At 73.2% G+C, this 19,039-nt stretch carries 12 protein-coding genes; 10 read left to right on the plus strand and 2 right to left on the minus strand.

Annotated elements, in window-relative coordinates:
* Window positions 1–19 precede the first annotated feature (19 nt).
* Window positions 20–661: a response regulator gene (locus tag CES90_RS39290; RefSeq protein ID WP_208921552.1), complete on the plus strand. Its 642-nt coding sequence runs from the start codon at window positions 20–22 to the stop codon at window positions 659–661.
* Between the two features lie 611 nt (window positions 662–1,272).
* On the opposite strand, the gene CES90_RS39295 is transcribed toward CES90_RS39290, so the two are convergent.
* On the minus strand, window positions 1,273–2,811 hold the full coding sequence (locus tag CES90_RS39295) for a serine/threonine-protein kinase (protein ID WP_208921553.1): 1,539 nt from the start codon (window positions 2,809–2,811) through the stop codon (window positions 1,273–1,275).
* On the minus strand, window positions 2,808–3,602 hold the full coding sequence (locus tag CES90_RS39300) for a serine/threonine protein kinase (protein WP_208921554.1): 795 nt from the start codon (window positions 3,600–3,602) through the stop codon (window positions 2,808–2,810). The genes CES90_RS39295 and CES90_RS39300 overlap by 4 nt, the downstream gene beginning before the upstream one ends.
* A gap of 925 nt (window positions 3,603–4,527) precedes the next feature.
* On the opposite strand from CES90_RS39300, the gene CES90_RS39305 reads away from it, so the two are divergent.
* The 9 genes from CES90_RS39305 to CES90_RS39345 all read left to right on the plus strand — a co-directional run bounded on the left by CES90_RS39305 (window position 4,528) and on the right by CES90_RS39345 (window position 19,014).
* On the plus strand, window positions 4,528–4,950 hold the full coding sequence (locus tag CES90_RS39305) for a hypothetical protein (RefSeq protein WP_208921555.1): 423 nt from the start codon (window positions 4,528–4,530) through the stop codon (window positions 4,948–4,950).
* 145 nt (window positions 4,951–5,095) lie between these two features.
* A complete protein-coding gene (locus CES90_RS39310) occupies window positions 5,096–5,233 on the plus strand; it encodes a hypothetical protein (protein ID WP_208921556.1) in 138 nt (45 codons plus the stop codon).
* Between the two features lie 535 nt (window positions 5,234–5,768).
* Window positions 5,769–5,939 carry a serine hydrolase gene (locus CES90_RS39315; RefSeq protein ID WP_208921557.1) on the plus strand — a complete coding sequence of 57 codons (171 nt, stop codon included), beginning with the start codon at window positions 5,769–5,771 and terminating at the stop codon, window positions 5,937–5,939.
* Between the two features lie 380 nt (window positions 5,940–6,319).
* Complete coding sequence (locus tag CES90_RS39320) at window positions 6,320–7,300, plus strand: AfsR/SARP family transcriptional regulator (RefSeq protein ID WP_208921558.1); 981 nt, start codon at window positions 6,320–6,322, stop codon at window positions 7,298–7,300.
* A gap of 123 nt (window positions 7,301–7,423) precedes the next feature.
* Complete coding sequence (locus CES90_RS39325; protein ID WP_208921559.1) at window positions 7,424–10,156, plus strand: penicillin acylase family protein; 2,733 nt, start codon at window positions 7,424–7,426, stop codon at window positions 10,154–10,156.
* Between the two features lie 322 nt (window positions 10,157–10,478).
* On the plus strand, window positions 10,479–11,501 hold the full coding sequence (locus CES90_RS39330) for a TauD/TfdA family dioxygenase (protein ID WP_408646664.1): 1,023 nt from the start codon (window positions 10,479–10,481) through the stop codon (window positions 11,499–11,501).
* A gap of 265 nt (window positions 11,502–11,766) precedes the next feature.
* Window positions 11,767–11,991, plus strand: coding sequence for an MbtH family protein (locus tag CES90_RS39335; protein WP_208921560.1), 225 nt, complete (start codon window positions 11,767–11,769; stop codon window positions 11,989–11,991).
* Between the two features lie 82 nt (window positions 11,992–12,073).
* Window positions 12,074–17,647, plus strand: a complete 5,574-nt coding sequence (locus CES90_RS39340) for a non-ribosomal peptide synthetase (protein WP_208921561.1) — start codon at window positions 12,074–12,076, stop codon at window positions 17,645–17,647.
* Window positions 17,647–19,014, plus strand: a complete 1,368-nt coding sequence (locus CES90_RS39345; protein WP_208921562.1) for a cysteate synthase — start codon at window positions 17,647–17,649, stop codon at window positions 19,012–19,014. The genes CES90_RS39340 and CES90_RS39345 overlap by 1 nt, the downstream gene beginning before the upstream one ends.
* Window positions 19,015–19,039: the final 25 nt, after the last annotated feature.

A 19,039-nucleotide genomic window follows, 5' to 3' on the forward strand; every position in this document is an offset into this window, starting at 1 on the left:
GGAGCCCCAGCCGATTCGGGTGCTGATCGTGGACGACCACGCCGTCGTACGCCGTGGCATCCGCGCCTACCTGGAAGTCCTGGACGACATGGAGGCCGCCGCGGAAGCGGCCGACGGGCAGGAGGCGCTCGCCCGGCTGGACACGATGGCGGCCCACGGCGAACTGCCGGACGTGGTGCTGATCGACCTGCTCATGCCCCGGATGGACGGTTCCACCGCGATCGGCCTGATCAAGGAACGGCACCCCGGGGTGCGCGTCGTGGTGCTCACCAGCTTCGGCGAGATGGAGCGCGTCCACGCCGCCCTCGCGCAGGGGGCCGCGGGTTATCTGCTCAAGGACGCGGAGGCCGGCGAGGTGGTCTCCGCGATCCGCGCGGCGGCACGCGGAGAGGTCTTCCTCGACCCCGCGGTGGCTCGGGGGCTCACCCAGGAGATCGTCTCGCCGCCGACCGGGCTCGTCTCGCTCACCAGCCGCGAGCGAGACGTCCTCGTCCTCGTCGCCGAGGGACGGTCCAACCAGCAGGTCGCCGACGAGCTGGTGATCAGCGAGCGTACGGCCCGTACGCACGTCAGCAATGTGCTGCGCAAACTCCGTCTCACGTCGCGGACCCAGGCGGCGCTGTTCGCCGTACGGCAGGGACTGGTACCGCCGCGCGGCTGACTGCGGCGCGGTGCGCGTCGGCTCCCACAGGCAGACCACCGCGGTGAACGACGGCGGTGAATGCAGGGCTGGGCGGGATCCTCGTACGAGAAAGGCACCCTGCGGCCCGCCGCGCACCGCTACCGCGACGGACACGGCGGGCCCGGCTCCGGCCGCCGCCGCGGACGTGGACCTGACCAGGCCGGTGTTGCACAGCACGGGACCGTCGGGGCCGGTGACCGCTCCATCGTGGCCGTGTTCACGCTGCATCCCGTCGGCACGTCGTACGGGAAGGCGTACACCGGCATCGGCCGGCTGACCCGCTCCCTGAACGTCCCCGGAACCGCGCGGCCCGCGGGATGGTGGTACGGCACGTGGAGCGACCATGTGAACGTCCGCCCCAACTCCGACACGGGCAACTCACCGATCAGCCAACTCCCCTCAGGCGTCGAGGTGTTGGTGGGCTGCCAGGCCAGGGGCGAGGTGGTCAACGTACCGCCCTGCACCAACGAATGGTGGGCGTACCTCCCCAGTACAACGGCTGGATCTCCAACATCTACATCAGGTCGCCCGACAACAAGATGCCGGACGTCAGGGACTGCTGAACGGCCTTGAGCGGCAGCCCCGCCACCTCACCGCTCGTAGTCGGCGAGGTAGCGGAGCACTTTCTCGACGTGGGGCCGCACCCGTTCGGGGACGCCGCCCTCCGTGATGACCGTGCGGTCGCTCGTGCGGTAGCCGGCCGCCATCAGCGCGGGAAGATCCTTGGCGGGCATGTCGGCCTTCTTGAACTGCTGGTCGAGCCAGCACACGTACAGCGACATCGTGGAGATCGCGTCCGGTGGCGACCGGTAGTCCTTGTCCCCGTCGCCGTCGCCGTCGACCGCCCAGGCCCGGAACACCGACGGCGTCCACATGGCGATGCCGTACTCGTCGCTCGCCGGGCGGGCTGCGTTCACGTCGAACCCGCTCTCCGCCTTGAGCATGGCGGCGAGAAACGCGGGCGTGACCTCCGCGTCGGTGCAGCGGTGGGCGGCCTTCGCGATGACCGGCCGCAGTGCTTCGGGTACGTCGGAGTCCTCCGGGATCTCCCCGGCGGCCGGGCTGCGCGCGCCGGTGACGACGGCCGGTGTGCCGCGCCCCTTGTCGTCCTCGTCGTCAGCCCCGCCGCCGAGCAGCACGGCGCCGGCGACGGCGGCGGCCGACACCGCAGCGAGCGCCCCGGCGGCGACCGGCAGCAGCCGGCGTCGGCCACGCGGGCTTGCCAGTTGCTCGATGCGGGCGGAGAGGCTCGCGGCGGTGTGGCGCATGCGACCCGCGTGGTCGGGGACCAGACAGTCCGCGATGATTCGGCGCCAGTTCTCGTCGAGTCCGGCGTCCAGACGCAGCGGTACGGTGCCGCGGGCGTAGGCCTGCGCGGCGAGCGAGCGGGCGCGCGCGGTGGCGCCGGGGAACGGGTGCAGGCCGCCGGTGAGCACCTGGTGGGCCAGGACACCGAAGGCCCAGATGTCGGCGGTCGGCCGCACCACCGTCCCGTCGGCTCCGGTGCGCTGGGACCACCACTCGGGCGGCACATGGTCGAGCGTGCCGAGCGGCGGCACATAGGCGTGGGTGCCCTCGAGTTCGGTGGCAAGGCCGAAGTCGGCGAGCCAGACCGCTCCGGCCGCGCCCAGCAGCACGTTGGCGGGCTTGAGGTCGCCGTGCACCCAACCGGCGCCGTGCATATGGGCGAGCCCGGCGGCGACGCCGCGCAGGATCCGCTCGGCGTCCGGGATCGGGCCGCCCGTCCCGGCGGCGTCCAGTGCCTGCCGCAGACTGGCCTCGGCACGGTCCATGACGAGCGCGATCGCCCCGTCCAGCGCGGGCAGATCCGGCGCGTCCACGGTGCACACGGCATGCGTCCGTACGAGGTGCGGATGGTCCGCTTCAGCGCTGAACCGCACCTCGCGCGCGACCAGTTCACCGAGCGCGGCACGCTGACCGGGCGCCAGGGCACCGGTCGGCAGCACCTTCACCGCCGCGATCGTGCCGTCCGCGACCGCGCGGGCCTCGTACACGGTCCCCCAGCCGCCCGACCCGATGACGGCGTTCAACTCCCAGCCGTCGATGCGGAAACCTGCCGGCAGCCGCGGCATCTCGGGGGCGCCCTCCTCGGCGCCTGACGTGCTCACGCGTCGCTCGTCTGCGGGACGGGCCGTCTGCGGGACGGCAACAGGGCGAGATGCTCCTCGCGCACCAGGCCGAAGCGCAGGGCGAGGGAGGCCAGTCGGGCACGCTTGGCACCCGTGCGAGCGTTGCCGTCCGCTCCGGGCTCGTCGCCGACGTCCAGACGCAGCTTGGCGAAGGCCAGATAGTCGATGTGGTAGTTCACCGCGGAGCGGGTCAGACCACGGCAGCTCTCCAGCGGGCGGAGCCGCTCCGCGATGTCCCCGGCGCCCGGCAGCGTGCTGTCCGAGGTGTCGCGCAGCCGCGGCTCGCACAGGGCCACCAGCACCAGGAAGTACTTCGCCGTCGCATCGAGCGCGTAGGGATGCACGGTCAACTCCCCTGCGCCGGGCGAGGACCGCTCGTCCAGATAGGCGTGCTGCGGGGCGAACACCTTGAAGTCGACGGTCCCGGACAGCGCGGGCAGGACAACTCGGGAGAACTCGAAGGGGACCGGCGCTCCGAGCCGGCCGGGCGCGACGGTGATGTACTCGCCGGCACCCTCCAAGTTCTCGATCGCATACGCGGTGTCACGGCTGAAATTCGACAGCCGCCAGTAGTCCTCGGCCGCCTCCAGTCGCCCCGCCCGCCGGGAGATCCCGGGATCGGGCAGAACGATGGAGATGTCCCGTCCGCCGGGCACTCCGCGTCCGAAGTCGGCCACGTCGCCCGGTCCCATATGCAGCAACTCGGGCCCGGCCGCGTCGACTTCACCCGGCCGTGACGGGCCGGGCGGGTGCACAATGATCGTTTCCATACCGACTTTCCCCGAGGTGGTCGCCAGGATCGTACAGGCGATTCCGGTTGCCGCCGGCCCGGCGTCTCTGCACCGGGTAAGGCGCGTCTCCTGGCCACAGTCGCCGCTCCGCCGGCTCGCCCGTCCCAGCCGTGAATGCGTCCATGGATCGTTCGCCACGACATGCCGGCTTCTGGTCAAAAGCCGCACACGTGACATCGTTGCCATGCCCGGCACCGCATGCGGGTCGATTCCAGAGGCGAGAGGCGCGAGGCACGTCCACTAGGACGATCGGCCGATCATCCCGGTTCCCGGCGCGTAAGCGCTCTCACAGCATCATGGCGGATGACGGCACTGGCCATCTCTTGCGCTGGAATCGCTGCGGGCGGGCACAGTGACCGGACCCTCGTCGACGGCTGCCTTCTTTCTGCGGCAGCGACTGGGATGGACTGACGCTCAGACACGGGGGCCGAAGATGAAACCACTATGGAGACTCGTAACAGTGCTGACAGTCGGAGTACGACCCACAGCCGGGTCGCCCGCCTGTGCAAGGGCTCACGCGGCGGACGGCTGCCCGGCTTTGACGAAGAGCACCACAACAAGTGCTTACCGGCGAGCGGGCGATCAACCGGCTCAAGCAGTCCCGGGCCGTGGCCACCCGCTACGACAAACGCGCCCTACGTCTTCCTCGGCACTGCCGTCGCAGCCACCCTGGTCATCTGGCTCCGCATTGCTCTGTCGTTCCGGACTCGGTGCCCGGGGCCCTGACACCTGTCAGGGACCGTCGGGACCGGCGGCCCTCTAAGCTGCGGTGCGCACCACTCTGCGAGTCCGCAACAGCCCGACCTCATAGAGTGCCCCTCCGCACGCAGTCCCGTCGGCGCCACGACCGGCATCCGCCCGTCCTCCCTCCCACCGCTCGACATTCGCAGGAGCAACCGAACCCATGCGCACCAAGCGATCCCTTCTCGGCGCGATCGGCACCATGACCCTGTTGCTGGGCCCCGTCTGCGCCTCCGGCTCGGCCCAGGCGGCGTCCTCCGCCGCGTCCGCCGTCTCTCCGACGATCTCACCGGCCGCCCCCTCGCAACTGGTGGCCTCCGGCGACCACGTCACCTGTGACACGGGGAACTTCTGCGCCGGTGTCTGGGACCCCACGGTCAACCAGTGGCGGGTCTTCTCCCTGTACAACTGCAACCGCTACTACCTGTCGAACTGGCACGGCACAGGCGAAGTCAAGAACAGCCAGACCGACAACGCCCAGGCGACGCTGTACGGGCAGAACGGCAACGTGATCCAGACCTTCCCGGTCAGCACCGACGCACCCGACGTGGACTGGGAGCCGGTCTGGTCGATCCGCAACTGCTGACCGGCAGGACGGCAGCACACGTCTCCCCACCCGCGAAAGCACCAGGTACGGGATCCGCTCGACGGGCGCCCGTTGTGGAGCCAGGCCCGACCGTCGGGCTGTGGGGATGGTCACTTGACTGGCAACGCGAGGATACGGCTCGTACGTGCACTACAAGGGCGGCCGTGCCCCGAGTACGGCCGCCGCACGCTGGGGAGCGCAGCGGGCGATGCAGAAGCTGCTCGCCGACCCTTATCGTGCCAAGAGCCCCACGTCGGGCGAACCCCTGATCATTCCACGCTGAACACGAGGCAGGCCAGCGAACAAGTGGCCCCAACGGCGCTGCCCTTCGTAGCCGAGCCGCTCGAACCGTGCCCGGCCACCGCCGGATTGTCGGGTACTGATCGGCGAGGACGCTGTCACGGCCCAGACCACCACCCGGACAGGCCAGTTGGCGTGATCGTGCGGGCGTGACCGCGTTCCTGGGTTGGCGTCCGCGACGCAGTCAGCGGCGCGGAGCCCTACCCGCAAGGAGCTCCCGCCATGATGCGCACCACCGCCACTGCCCTGGTCGCCGCGCTCGCCGCTTCCGTCCTGACGATCCCCGCCGCGTCCGCCGCCACCAGGTCCTCGCAGCCCCCCGAGGACGACCTGCGCGACCGGGTGACCGCCGTGATGGAGACCGGGACGGTCGGCGCCCTCGCCCGCTCGCCTCGCCCGCTCGCCTCGCCCGCTCGCCTCGCCCGCTCGCCTCGCCCGCTCGCCTCGCCCGCTCGCCTCGCCCGCTCGCCTCGCCCGCTCGCCTCGCCCGCACGGCCGGCAGCGCTCCGCCACCGCCGGTGCCGCCGACACCGCCCACCGGCGAGACCGTCCGCCCCGGCGACGAGTTCCGGATCGCCAGCGCCAGTAAGACGTTCGTCGCCACGGTGGTGCTGCAACTGGCCGGTGAGGGGAGGCTGTGGTGGACCGCTTCCAGCGCGGCGATGTGCCTGTCTTCCTGCTCTCGCTGAAGCCGGCGGGCACCGGGCTGACCCTCGCAATGAAACGGGTGACGCGACAGGGGTGACTCCCTGCCGCTGACAGCCCGTCACGGCCGCGGTGCGGGCGGTTCGCATCCTGACAAATGACAGGGACCGGTGGGCGGGTGGAGTCCGTACATTCGCGGTAGGCCACCGAGACCAGGGGGTGCCGTGATCAACGGAGTTCACAGAATCCGAGGAACCGGACGATTAGGGGGCAGAAGAACAGGGCCGGGAGGAGCAGTACGGCAAGCCACCCGGGCCGTCCGGACGCCGCACCGCACCGGCCCCGGTCGGCCAGACCACCGCACCGTACTCCCACAGCTGCACCCGAACCGCCACACGATGGATCCGGGCCAGCGGAGGTTGCCATGACTGACCTTCTGTCTCCTTCGACCCCGCACCACTCCTCCTCTGCTGCGCACCCGGCCGATCTCAGCTTCGAACTGCTGGGCGAGGTCCGGGGCTGGCGCGACGGCATCGAGCTGCCGCTCGGCGCGCCCCGCCAACGGGCCCTGCTCGCCGTCCTGCTGCTGCGGGCCGGTTCCCCCGTGGGCCGCGACTACCTGATCGACGGGATCTGGGGCGACTCCACTGTGCTGGACGGCGCCAACCTGGTGCAGGCGTATGTCTCCAAGCTGCGCAAGCTGTTCGAACCCGACCGGAGGCCGCGCACCGCCGGCGGCGTGCTCACCCGGGTCGGCGCCTCCTACCGGCTGTCCATCGGCCTCCAGCAGTGCGACCTCGGCCGGTTCGAGCAATCCGTGGCCGACGCCCGGGCGCTGTGGGACGCCGGGCAGCTCGACGCCGCCGAACGGACCCTGGCGGCCGCCCTGTCGCAGTGGCCCGGCCCCGCGCTCACCGGAGTGACCGGCCCGCTGCTCGATGTCGAACGCACCAGGCTCGCGGAGCTGCGGCTGGCGGTCGTCGAGGAGCACACCGAGCTCGCGCTCGAACTCGGTGGCCATGCCCGGCTGGTGCCGCACCTGCTCGTCCTCACCGCCGAACACCCGTACCGCGAGCGGCTCTGGGCGCTGCTCATGGCCGCGCTCTACCGCGGCAGCCGACAGGCCGACGCACTGGCCGCCTACCAGCGGGCCCGGCACGCTCTGATGGAGAACCTGGGCCTGCTGCCCGGCCCCGAACTGCGCGGGGTCGAGGAGGCGATCCTGGCGCGGCGCCCCGATCCGTTCGCCCGCGTCACCACCCCGGCCGAAGGCCCGGGCAGGGCTACGGAACCTCGCCACCCCCACCTGACCCTGGTGGGCCCCGCCCCGCTCGCCACCCCGTCGGCACCGCACTCCACGACCCGGGGCCCCGGGAGCGCCGGGGCGACCCGCCTGGCCCGCTGAGCCACCGCCAGCCCCCTTCCCTCTTCCCCTTGCCCTCCCACCGCCGTGGGCCGCGCCTCCGGGTTCGTCCGCGGCGGTGTTCGCCATGGCCGGAAGCCCGTCAAGACAAGGAAGCGCCACCCCATGACAGTCCAGTCCGACACGGCCCCGCCGGACGATCCCCGTCCCGCCACCGAACCCGAGGCCGCCGCGGAGGCCACGGCCGACAGCGGCACAGCCGGGAGCGACGGCGACGAGGGCAAGCCCGCGCTCCCCGTCCGGCGCAGACGCCTGCGGCGGATCCTCGTCCGTACCGCGGTCGTCCTCACCGCCCTGGTGCTGCTGGTGGCCGGCAGCGTATTCGGGTACGCGTACTGGACCGTCCGGCAGTCGCTGCCGCAGTTGTCCGGCAGCACCAGCGTGCCCGGTCTGGCGGGCGAGGCCCGGATCGTCAGGGATGGCTCCGGCATCCCGCAGATCTACGCCGGCACCGCGCACGACCTGTTCATGGCCCAGGGGTACGCCATGGCCCAGGACCGGTTCTGGCAGATGGACACCCAACGGCACGTCACTTCGGGCCGGCTCGCCGAGATGTTCGGCCCGAGCCAGGTACAGACCGACAAGGTGGCGCGCACCTTCGGCTGGTACCGGGTGGCCGAGCAGGAGGTCACCCTGCTGTCGCCGCAGACCCGGGCGTACCTTCGGGCCTTCTCCGACGGAGTGAACGCCTACCTCGCCCAGAACGAGGGGGCCGAGCTGTCGGTGGAGTACCCGGTGCTCGGCTTCGTCTCCGGCGACTACCGGCCGGAGCCGTGGACCCCGGCCGATTCGGTGTCCTGGCTGAAGACCATGGCCTGGAACCTCAACACCGGCATGATCGACCAGTTCCAGCACGCGATGCTGGCGGCCCGGCTGCCCGCCGGTGCGGCCGGCGACCTCTTCCCCGGCTACGACTACACGCGCTGGTCGCCGATCGTCCCCGACCGCGTACCAGGGGCCGCGTCCGGCACGGCGGCGACCCAGGCCTCGGCCCCCGCTGCCTCGGCCCCCGCTCCCTCGACGGCAGCTGCCGGAGCGCCGCCCGGCGTTTCCGCCGAGGCCGCTCCCGCGCTGGCCGACAGCGCGCGGGTACGCGATGTGCTGGCCGCAGTTCTCGGCCCGCAGGGCATCGGCATCGGCTCCAACTCCTGGGTGGTGGCGGGCAGTCGTACCACCACGGGCAAGCCGCTGCTGGAGAACGACCCGCACCTGGCCCCCTCGCTACCGGGCATCTGGTACCAGGTCGGACTGCACTGCACCCGGACCGGCCCCGACTGCCCGTACGACGTCACCGGCCTCACCTTCGCCGGCATGCCGGGCGTGGTGCTCGGCCACAACGCCCATATCTCCTGGGGCTTCACAGACCTGGGCGCCGCCGACTCCGACCTGTTCGTGGAGAAGATCAGCGGGTCCACCTACGAACACCGGGGGAAGCAGAAGCCCCTGGGTGTCCGTAAGGAGCGGATCGAAGTGGCCGGGGCCCCCGCCGTCGACATCACCGTCCGCTCGACCCTGCACGGCCCGCTGATCTCCGACGTGCTCAAGTCGGCCGACGAGGTGGCGGACGAGGGCAAGGAGCCCGGCGTCCCACCACGCGGCCCGCGGGACGACTACGCGGTCGCCATGCAGTGGACCGCACTCGACCCCGCGCCCACCATGGACGCCCTCTTCGCCCTGAACCGGGCCGAGAACTGGGACGAGTTCCGAGCGGCCGCCGAGGTCTTCGCCTCACCGGTGCAGAACATGATCTACGCGGACACGGCCGGCAACATCGGTTACCAGACGCCGGGCCGCATACCCGTCCGCAAGGCGGGCGACAGTCGCCACCCGGTGCCGGGCTGGACCGGGGCCTACGACTGGACCGGGTACCTTCCCTTCGACAAACTGCCCACGAGCTTCAATCCGCCGGAGGGCTACATCGTCACCGCCAACAACGCGGTGGTCGGGCCCGAGTACCCGCACCTGATCGGCAGCAACTGGGGCACCGGCTACCGCAGCCGGCGGATCGCCCAACTCATCGAGCAGGGCGGCAGGCTGGATGTCGCGGCGATGGAGCGGATCACTCAGGACAGCTGGAACGGCAACGCCGCCAACCTGGTGCCGGCGCTGCTCAGGACCGAGGTCGGCGACGACACCGAACCCGCCCAGGACCTGCTGCGCGGCTGGGACTTCACCCAGGGCGCCGACTCGGCACCGGCCGCCTACTTCAACTCGGTGTGGCGCGCACTGCTGAAGAACGCGTTCACCGACCGGCTGTCCCGGGCCGGCGTCAAGAGGTACGCCTACCCGGACGGCGGGGGCCGCTGGTTCGATGTGGTGCGCGGCCTGCTCGACGAGCCGGACAGCATCTGGTGGACCAGCGCCACCGACCCTTCCGTGCGCGGCCGGGACGCGATGTTGCGCGAGTCGATGGAGCAGGCCGCCGGCGACCTGCGGCGGCGCCTCGGCGACGATCCTCGGAAGTGGCGTTGGGGCGCCCTGCACACCCTGACGCTGGAGAACCCGACCTTGGGCACCGGCGGCCCGGCCCCGCTGCGGTGGCTGCTGAACGCCGACCCGGTCGAGGTCGGCGGCGGCACGGACTCTGTGCTGGCCAATGGCTGGGTCCCGCAGAAGGGGTTTGAGGTGATCTGGGTGCCCTCCATGCGGATGGTGGTGGACCTGGGGGACTTCGAGCGCTCCCGCTGGGTCAACCTGACCGGCGCGTCCGGCCACACCGGTGCGGACACCTACACCGACCAGGTCGGCCTTTGGGCCGAGGGCGGCAGTCTGCCCTGGCCGTACGGACCGCAAGAGGTGGACGCGGCGGCCCGCGATCGGCTGCGTCTCACTCCCTGAACCGCCCTTTCCGCCAGCGGTTGCAGGTCTTCCGATGGGGCTCCCTGCCGGTGTTCAGCAGGCTTCCAGGGGAGCTTCAGTCGGGGGTCAGCCGGGCCTCAGTCCGGCGCAGACGGGCCGGCAGCCGGGCACCGGCGCGTGACCGGGCGGCGGGCAGAGCGGCACCAACGGTCCGTCAGCGTGGGGCAACCGCGCGACAGGCGGCGGACGAAAACATGGTCCCGCCAGTCGCCCTGGGCGTCCCGCAAGGAGCTGAGGACAGCGGCAGCTCGACCGGGTCGTCTCGCGCTGACCGGCTGGCCCCCGACCGCTGAGAGAAAGGCTGGCACCCGTGCCGGTATCACAGGACATCGACATAGACATTTCGGCCCCGGACCTGGTGCTCAGCGATGCCGAGGCCGCCGCCACCGAAGGGACCGCCGCACAGCTCTGCGGCAGACCGGAAGGGGACCTGGTCGACGAGCCGGCGTGGGTGGCCTCGGCCCGCGACCGCTGGGAGGAACTGCCGACCCGCCTGCGCCGGGCCCTGCGAGGCTTCCGTCGGGACCCCGGGCCGGGCGGCGCCCTGCTGGTGCGCGGACTGCCGGTCGATGGCCCCGCGCTCGGCGGCACCCCGCTGACCGACGGCTCGGTGCAGCGCACCGCCACCGTACCGGCGTCGCTGCTGCTGCTCGCCGCGTGCGGGCTCGGCGACCCCGCCGCCTTCCGGCCGGAGAAGAGCGGCGCGCTGGTGCAGGACGTCGTCCCGGTGCCCGGGCGCGAGGAATCCCAGGGCAACGCGGGCTCGGTACTGCTTACCTTCCACAACGAGAACGCCTTCCACCCGCACCGGCCGGACTTCGTCATGCTGCTCTGCCTGCGTGCCGATCCGGACGGGCTGGCCGGACTGCGCACCTCCTGCGTGCGTGAGGTCCTGCCGCTGATGGACGAGGGCACCCGGGCGGCGCTGCGACGGCCGGAGTACCGCACCGCGCCGCCGCCGTCGTTCGGTGCCGTCGACGGTTCCGCCGAGCCGCATCCGGTGCTCACCGGCGCGTACGAGGACCCGGACCTGCGGGTGGACATGGCCGCCACCCAACCGCTCACCGAACGGGCCGCGGCCGCACTGGCCGCACTGGGGCTCCTTTTCGAACGCACCGCCCGGACTGCCCGGCTGGAGCCCGGCGACCTCGCCGTCGTCGACAACCGGATCACCGTGCACGGGCGCACGGCGTTCACTCCGCGCTTCGACGGCACCGACCGCTGGCTCCAGCGCACCTTCGTCCTCGCCGACCTGCGCCGCTCGCGCGCCCACCGGGCAGGCGACGGCTACGTACTGGCCGACCCGGACGGATATCGCGCCTGATTCCGCCAGCCGCGCGAGGCGACGCCGTCAAGGTCCGAAGGCCCCGGCGGGCACGGTGGATTGAGCCGAGGGCGGGGAACGGCCGACGTTCAGTGAGCTGTCAGTGAGACCTCAGCCCGGCGCCGGTTCGCCGCCCGGAAACCGCCGGAAGGGCATCCGCGCCCGCTCAGGGCGGGCCAAGGGCGCGGTCAGGGCGGAACGACAGCATCGAAGACATAACGGCGGGCCCGCCGGCCCCACCTCTGCATCGAATCGGAGCGCAGTGATGAGTAACGAGGACACCACCGTCTACCAGGTCGTCGTCAACGACGAGGAGCAGTACTCGATCTGGCCGGCCGACCGCGAGCTGCCGGCCGGGTGGCGTGCTGAGGGCCCCCGCGCCGAGAAGGCGCAGTGCCTGGCCCACATCGACGAGGTCTGGACCGACATGCGGCCGCTGAGCCTGCGCGTGGCCATGGACCGGCAGGCCGCCGAGTCCGCTGCGGACTGAGCGCGGGCGCCTGAATGGAAACGGTCGCCGACGGCGGTGGCGGCAACAGGGCATCGGACACCGAACGGTTAGGGAAGAACGCGTGGACCCGCGACTTGAGCATCAGGACTGGATCTCGGCGATCGCGGCCACCGCGACGGCGGATCCGGACCGTACGGCCTTCGAGTTCTCCGGAAGGGAGGACGCGCCGGCCGAGCGGCTGAGCTACGGACAGCTCGACCGACGAGCCCGCGCGGTCGCCGCCCGGCTGCAACGGCTCGGTCTGACCGACCGCCCGGTGCTCCTCCTCCAACCGCCGGGCCTGGACTACGTTGTCTCCTTCATCGGCTGCCTGTACGCCCGGGCCGTCGCGGTGCCGGTGTACCCGCCCAACCGTCGGCCGCGCTCGCTGGAGCGGCTGGTCGACATCGTCGCGGACAGCGGCGCGACGGTGGCGCTGACCACCGCCGCCGTACGTGACCGGCTGCTGCCCGACGATCCGGGTGGTGCGGTCATGGACGTGCTGCGGCTGCTGGCGACCGACCGGGTGCCCGAGGAGGAAGCCGGGGAGTGGGTGCGCCCGAGGGTCGGCGCCGACACCGTGGCCTTCCTCCAGTACACCTCGGGCTCCACCTCGGCCCCGCGCGGCGTGGTGCTGACGCACGGCAACCTGCTGCACAACTCGGCCCTGATCCAGCGAGCGTTCCGCACCACCGCAAGCACCCGCGGCATGTCCTGGCTGCCGCTTTTCCACGACATGGGACTGATCGGCGGCATGCTCCAGCCGCTGTACTACGCGGGCTCCTGCTCGCTGATGTCCCCCACCTCCTTCGGACAGGACCCGCTGCGCTGGCTGCGTGAGATCAGCCGTACCCGGGCCACCGTGAGCGGCGGCCCCAACTTCGCCTACGACCTGTGCGCGGACCTGGCCACCCCCGAGGTACTGGCCGAACTCGACCTGAGCAGCTGGGAGGTGGCGTTCAACGGGGCGGAGCCGGTGCGCGCCGACACCTTCCGGCGGTTCGCCGCCGCGTTCGCCCCGGCGGGCTTCCGCGCCGAGGCACTCACGCCGTGCTACGGGCTGGCCGAGGCCACCCTGATCGTCTCGTGCAAGCCGCACGGCACCGCCCCGGCCCGCTACTCGGCCCCGAACGCGCTGCTCGCCGGAACCGGCGAGGCGATGGCGGGGGCGGACGCGCCGGCGGGGACCACCGAACTGGTCAGCAGCGGACGCCCGGACGAGTCCCAGCTGCTGGAGATCGTCGACCCGGTCACCCGGCGGCCGGTGTCCGCCGGGGCCATCGGCGAGATCTGGCTCTCCGGCCCGAGCGTGGCCCAGGGCTACTGGAACCGGCCCGAGCACACCGCTGCCACCTTCGGCGCCCGTCTCGCCCCGCACGGGGACACCACCGACGACGACACCGCCGCCGAGCCCGGTCCGGCCTTCCTGCGGACCGGCGACCTGGGCCTGCTGCGCGAGGGCGAGCTCTACGTCACCGGGCGCCTCAAGGACCTGATCATCGTCCGAGGCCGTAACCACTACCCGCAGGACATCGAGCAGACCGTCTACGCCGTCCACCCCGCGCTGCGCGCCAACTGCGGTGCCGCCGTCCAGGTCGAACTGGCCGGCACCGCCGAGCTCGTGATCGTCCAGGAAGTGTCCCGGGACCACGAGGCCGTCGATCTGCCCGCGCTGGCCCGGGATGTGCGCCAGGCCGTCGCCGAGGCGCACGGGATACGCCCCGCCGCGGTGGTGCTGATCCGCGCCGCGACGCTGCCGCGTACCTCCAGCGGCAAGGTGCAGCGCCATGTCTGCGCCACCGCCTACCAGGAGGGCGACCTGACCGTGCTGGCGCACAGCGGCCGACCGCAGGGCGCCGCCGACGAACGGCCGCTGACACTGGACGCCGCCGCGCTGCGCTCGACCGACCCGGCCGAACGCCCCGAGCTCCTGCTGACCGCGCTGCGCGGGCTGCTCGCCGCCCGGCTCGGACTGGCCGCGGCGGACCTCGCCCCCGAGCACCGGCTCACCGAACTGGGCCTTGACTCGCTCGGCGCGGTACGGCTGCGGCACGAACTGCACACCGCCCTGGGCGTGGACCTGACCCTGCCCGAGGCGCTCACCCTCGACCTGGGCGCCCTGGCCGCGCTGCTCGCCGAGCAGGTCGAGGAGGCGGCGGCCGGGGTGTCCGGAGCGGACACAGCAGCCGGGAGGCCCGGAGCGTACGTGGCAGCCGGGATGCCCGGAGCGTACGCGGCAGCCGGGATGCCCGGCACGTACGCGGCGGCCAGGCTGCCCGGACCGGACGCGGCGGCCGATCTCACCGATCTCACCGAACCCGCCCAATCCACCGATCCCGCTGATCCCACCGAACCAGGTGACCACCCGCTTTCCCCGAACCAGGCCGCGCTCTGGCTCCTGCACCAGATCGCCCCCGAGAGCCCCGCCTACCTGCTCTCCACCGCCTTCCACGTGCACGGCGCGCTCGACCCGGCCGCCCTCAGCACCGCCCTGACCCGCCTGACCCAGCGACACGCCGTGCTGCGCAGCACCTTCCCCCGGTCCGAGACGGGCGGCCCGGTCCAGCGGGTGCACGCCGAACTGCCGCCCGTCTTCGAGCAGGTCGACGCGTCCGGCTGGAGCGCGACCGAGCTCGCCGCGCGCATGACCGCGGCGGCCGAGCAGCCCTTCGACCTGGAGGCCGGACCGCTGCTGCGGGCCCGGTTGTACACCGGGGCCGGGGACGGGCACCGGCTGGTCCTGACCGTCCACCACCTGGTGGCCGACCTGTGGTCGCTGTCCCTGCTGCTGGACGAGCTGGCCGCCGCCTACCCGGCGGTGGTGCGCGGCGAGTCGGTCGCCGGTGAGAAGTCCGCCGCCACGGCCTCCGCCAACGCCCCGTTCGCCCCGTTCACGGCGTTCGCCCACCGCCAGACCGGGCTGCCGGACACAGGAGCAGGGCAGCGCCGACTGGCCCGGTGGCGTACCACCCTGGCCGGGGTTCGTGCCGGTACCTCGCTCCCCGCAGACCTGCCGGCCCGGCCCCAGCGGCTGCGCGGCGCGTCGATACCGCTCGTCGTGGACGCCGCCACCACCGAAGCGCTCACCGCGCTGGCCCGGCGTGCGGGCAGCACCCTGTACACGGTGCTGCTGGCCGCCTTCCAGCTCCTGCTGGCCCGCAGCACCGGTGAGCAGGACGTGATCGTCGGCACCCCGACCCACGGACGGGACGAGGCCGCGTTCGCCCGGACGGTGGGCTGCCTGGTCAACACGGTGCCGCTGCGCACCCGGATCGAGGCCGCGGAGCCGTTCACCACCCTGCTGACCCGGGTGCGCGACGTCGTGCGGCACGCGCTGGACGGCGCCGACGTGCCGTTCCCCTCCCTCGTCGAGCTGATCCGCCCGGACCGGGACCAGGGCGGCCGGCCCCTGGTACGTAGCCTGTTCAGCTTCCAGCAGGCCCCCGGCGAGCACGCCGAGGCGCTGGTGGCGATGGCCACCGGCCAGGCCGGCGTCCCCTTCGGCCTCGGTGCCCTGGACTGCTCGACGCTGGCGCTGCCTACCGGCGGCAGCCAGTTCGACCTCCAGCTGACCCTGGGCGAGAGGTCGGGCGGCCTGGCCGGTGCGGTCCGCTACGACACCGACCGCTATCTGCCGGCGACCGCCGAGCGCTTCGCCGCCCACTTCGTCACCCTGCTGGCGGAGATCGCGGCCGACGCCGCCCGACCGGTCGGCGACCTGCCGCTGCTGGCCCCGGCCGAGCGGGCGGCAGTCCTCGCCGAGGACAACGACACCGCCCTCACCTACGACCCGGCCGACGGGGTGGTACGCGGCTTCGAAGCCCAGGCCGCGCGGACCCCGCTGGCTGTGGCGGTCCGCGCCGCCGGCCCCGCGGGCGGCGAGCAACTGGACTACGCGACCCTGGACCGGTTGGCCGACGGGGTCGCCGCACGCCTGCGCGCCCTGGGCATCGGCCCCGGCCGCACTGTCGCCGTCCTGCTGCCCCGCACCCCGCGGCTGCTCGCCGCACTGCTCGGCGTGCTGAAGTCCGGCGCGGCCTACCTGCCGCTGGACCCCAGTCACCCCGCGGAGCGGCTGGCCCTGGTACTGGCCGACGGCGCCGCCGCCGCCGTCCTCACCGACCTGCTCGCCGACCGGGTCCCCGCCGGGGACTGGACGGTGCTGGCGCTCGACACCATCGGTGAGGCGCGGCGCGAGGCCGACACGCCGATCGTCCCCGAGTCCGCGGCGTACGTCCTGCACACCTCCGGTTCGACCGGCCGCCCCAAGGGCGTCGTGGTCCCGCACCGGGCCCTGGCCAACCTGCTCGCCTCCTTCCAACGCGACCTCCGACTCGCCCCCGGCGCGGGCTGGCTCTCCGTCACCACGCCGGCCTTCGACATCGCCGCGCTGGAGTACTTCCTGCCGCTGGTGAACGGCGCGACCGTGCACCTGGCGGACGCGGCGACGGCGGGCGACGGCTCACGGCTGCGGGCCTGCCTGGAGAACGGCGGGATCAGCCACCTCCAGGCCACACCGGTGACCTGGCAGCTGCTGCTGGACGCGGGCTGGCCGGGCACCCCGGAGCTGACCGCGCTGTGCGGCGGCGAGCGGCTGCCCGTGGAGCAGGCGGCCGAGCTGCTGGCTCGCGGCGCGCGCCTCTGGCAGGTCTACGGCCCGACCGAGACCACGGTCTGGTCGGCGCGCGGTGAGCTGACCACCGCCGACCGGGAACTGCCGCTCGGCAAGCCGCTCGCCAACACCCGGCTGTACCTCGTCGATCCCTTCCTGCACCCGGTCCCGGCCGGGGTCACCGGCGAGTTGCTGATCGGCGGTGACGGCCTGGCCCACGGCTACCTGGACCGGCCCGGCCTGACCGCTGAACGCTTCATCCCCGACCCCTTCACCGCCGCTCCCGGCGCGCGGCTCTACCGCACCGGAGACCTGGTGCGGCGCGGGCCCGACGGTGCGCTGCTCTTCGTGGGCCGCGCCGACACCCAGGTCAAGCTGCACGGGCACCGGATCGAACTCGGCGAGATCGAGACCGCGCTGGAGCGGCTGCCCTCGGTACGCCGGGCGGCCGTCGTCGTCGACGGCGAGGGCGCGCGGGCCCGGCTGGTCGGCTACCTGGAGCAGCACGGGACGCCCGCTGCCCCCGTCGAACTGCGTGAACTGCTACGGCGCACCCTGCCCGGGTACGCGGTCCCCTCGCTGCTGGTCACCCTCGACGAGCTGCCGCTCACCGCCAACGCCAAGGTGGACCGGCGGGCGCTCCCCGAGCCGGAGGCCACCCGCCCGACGGGCCCGGTGGAGCAGCCGGTCGGGGCGACCGAGCAGCGGATCGCCGTACTGCTGGCGGAACTGCTCGGGGCGGAGCCGGTCGGCCGCCACGAGGACCTCTTCGAGCTGGGCGCGCACTCGCTGCTGCTGGCCCGCTTCGCCGAGCGTCTGCGGGCCGAGTTCGGCACCGCACCACCCCTGCACCTGCTCTTCGACCGGCCGACAGTGGCCGCGGTGGCCGCGGTGGTCGACACATCGGCCGAGGCCGCGCCGGCCACCCGCCCGGCCCCGGCCCGGGTGGACCGTGCCCGCTACGCCGTCACCCGCGGCGCGGACGGCGCGCTGCGCCCGGTGTTCGCCGGCGCGGTCGACGAGGTGGACGAGGTGGACGCCTGATGGCCGCCGTCCCCTCCCTTCCGGCCGCGCGGGCCGACCTGTCGGCCGGCGGCACCGTCGCCGCCTCGGCGGACCGCCCGTACCTGCTGCGATGTCCCGTCTGCCGGACGGGCCACCAGGACGACGGGCTGCGGCTCGACTGCGGCGCGGCGCACCGGCCCGGTCTGCTGAGCACCGAGTACGCCCGCGCTTTCGCCCCCGGCCCCGGCAGCGGCCCCTTCCGCTACGCCTGCTGGCTGCCGACCGCGGGCCGGGAGCTGCCCGAGGGCGCCATGGGCGCCACCTACCGGGCCGAGCGGCTCGGCCGCGAACTGGGGCTGACCGAGCTGTGGGTCGCCTTCAGCGGCTACTGGCCCGAGCGTGGCGCGGCCCTGGAGACCGGCAGCTTCAAGGAGCTGGAGGCACAGGCCGTACTGGCCCGGCTGCCCGAGCGCCCGCCGGTTCTGGTGGTGGCCTCCGCCGGGAACACCGCCGCCGCCTTCCTGCGGGCCTGCTCGCGGCAGCGGGTGGACTGTGTGCTGGTGGTACCGGAGGTGGCGCTGCCCGCACTCGCCATCGCGGGGGAACGTGCCGACTGCGTACGGCTGGTGACGGTGGCCGGTGACTACACCGACGCGATCGAGCTGGCCGACGCGATCGGCGCCCGGCCCGGCTTCCGGGCCGAGGGCGGCACCCGCAACGTGGCCCGCCGCGACGGCCTGGGCACGGCCCTGCTGGCCGCCGCCGAGACCATCGGCCGCCTGCCCGACCACTACGTGCAGGCGGTGGGCAGCGGGGCCGGGGCGATCGCCGCGCACCAGGCGGCCCGACGGCTGCTGGCGGCCGGCTTCCCCGCGTCGCACCACCCGGCCGGGCACCACCAGGCTGCCGCGCCCGGCGGTCTGCCGAGGCTGACGCTCTGCCAGAGCGCCCCGTTCGCGCCGATGGTCCGGGCCTGGGAGGACGGCCGGGAGGAGCCGCTCATCGGCACCGGCCCCGAGACACGGGCCGCGGTGGCCGCCGTACACGCCCCGGAACTGACCACGCGCAAACCGCCGTACGCGGTGGCCGGCGGGGTGCGCGAGTGCCTCACGGAGAGCGGAGGGGAGATGCGCGCCGTGGACAACGACGAAGCGGCCGCTGCGGGACGGCTGTTCGCCGCGACCGAGGGCACCGACATCGAACCCGCGGCGGCGGTCGCCCTGGCCGGACTGCGACAGGCGATCGCCGCCGGACGCGTCCGGCACCGGGAGACCGTCCTGCTGCACATCACAGGAGGCGGCCGGGCCCGCCGCGCCGCCGCCCACCCACCCGTGCCGGTCCTTCCCGACCTGAGCTTCCCGGCCGGACTCGGAGCCGAGGCCGCCTGCCTGGTGACCGGCGCATGACGCCCTCGGGCCCTGCCCCCGACCA

The organism is Streptomyces capitiformicae (genome assembly GCF_002214185.1).
GTDB lineage: Bacteria > Actinomycetota > Actinomycetes > Streptomycetales > Streptomycetaceae > Streptomyces > Streptomyces capitiformicae.

What these genes read in the sequence shown, in the direction of transcription:
- CES90_RS39325 (WP_208921559.1), top strand. Translation starts at nt 7,424, where the DNA reads ATGACAGTCCAGTCCGACACGGCCCCGCCGGACGATCCCCGTCCCGCC.
- CES90_RS39345 (WP_208921562.1), top strand. Translation starts at nt 17,647, where the DNA reads ATGGCCGCCGTCCCCTCCCTTCCGGCCGCGCGGGCCGACCTGTCGGCC.
- CES90_RS39335 (WP_208921560.1), top strand. Translation starts at nt 11,767, where the DNA reads ATGAGTAACGAGGACACCACCGTCTACCAGGTCGTCGTCAACGACGAG.
- CES90_RS39300 (WP_208921554.1), bottom strand. Translation starts at nt 3,602, where the DNA reads ATGGAAACGATCATTGTGCACCCGCCCGGCCCGTCACGGCCGGGTGAA.
- CES90_RS39305 (WP_208921555.1), top strand. Translation starts at nt 4,528, where the DNA reads ATGCGCACCAAGCGATCCCTTCTCGGCGCGATCGGCACCATGACCCTG.
- CES90_RS39320 (WP_208921558.1), top strand. Translation starts at nt 6,320, where the DNA reads ATGACTGACCTTCTGTCTCCTTCGACCCCGCACCACTCCTCCTCTGCT.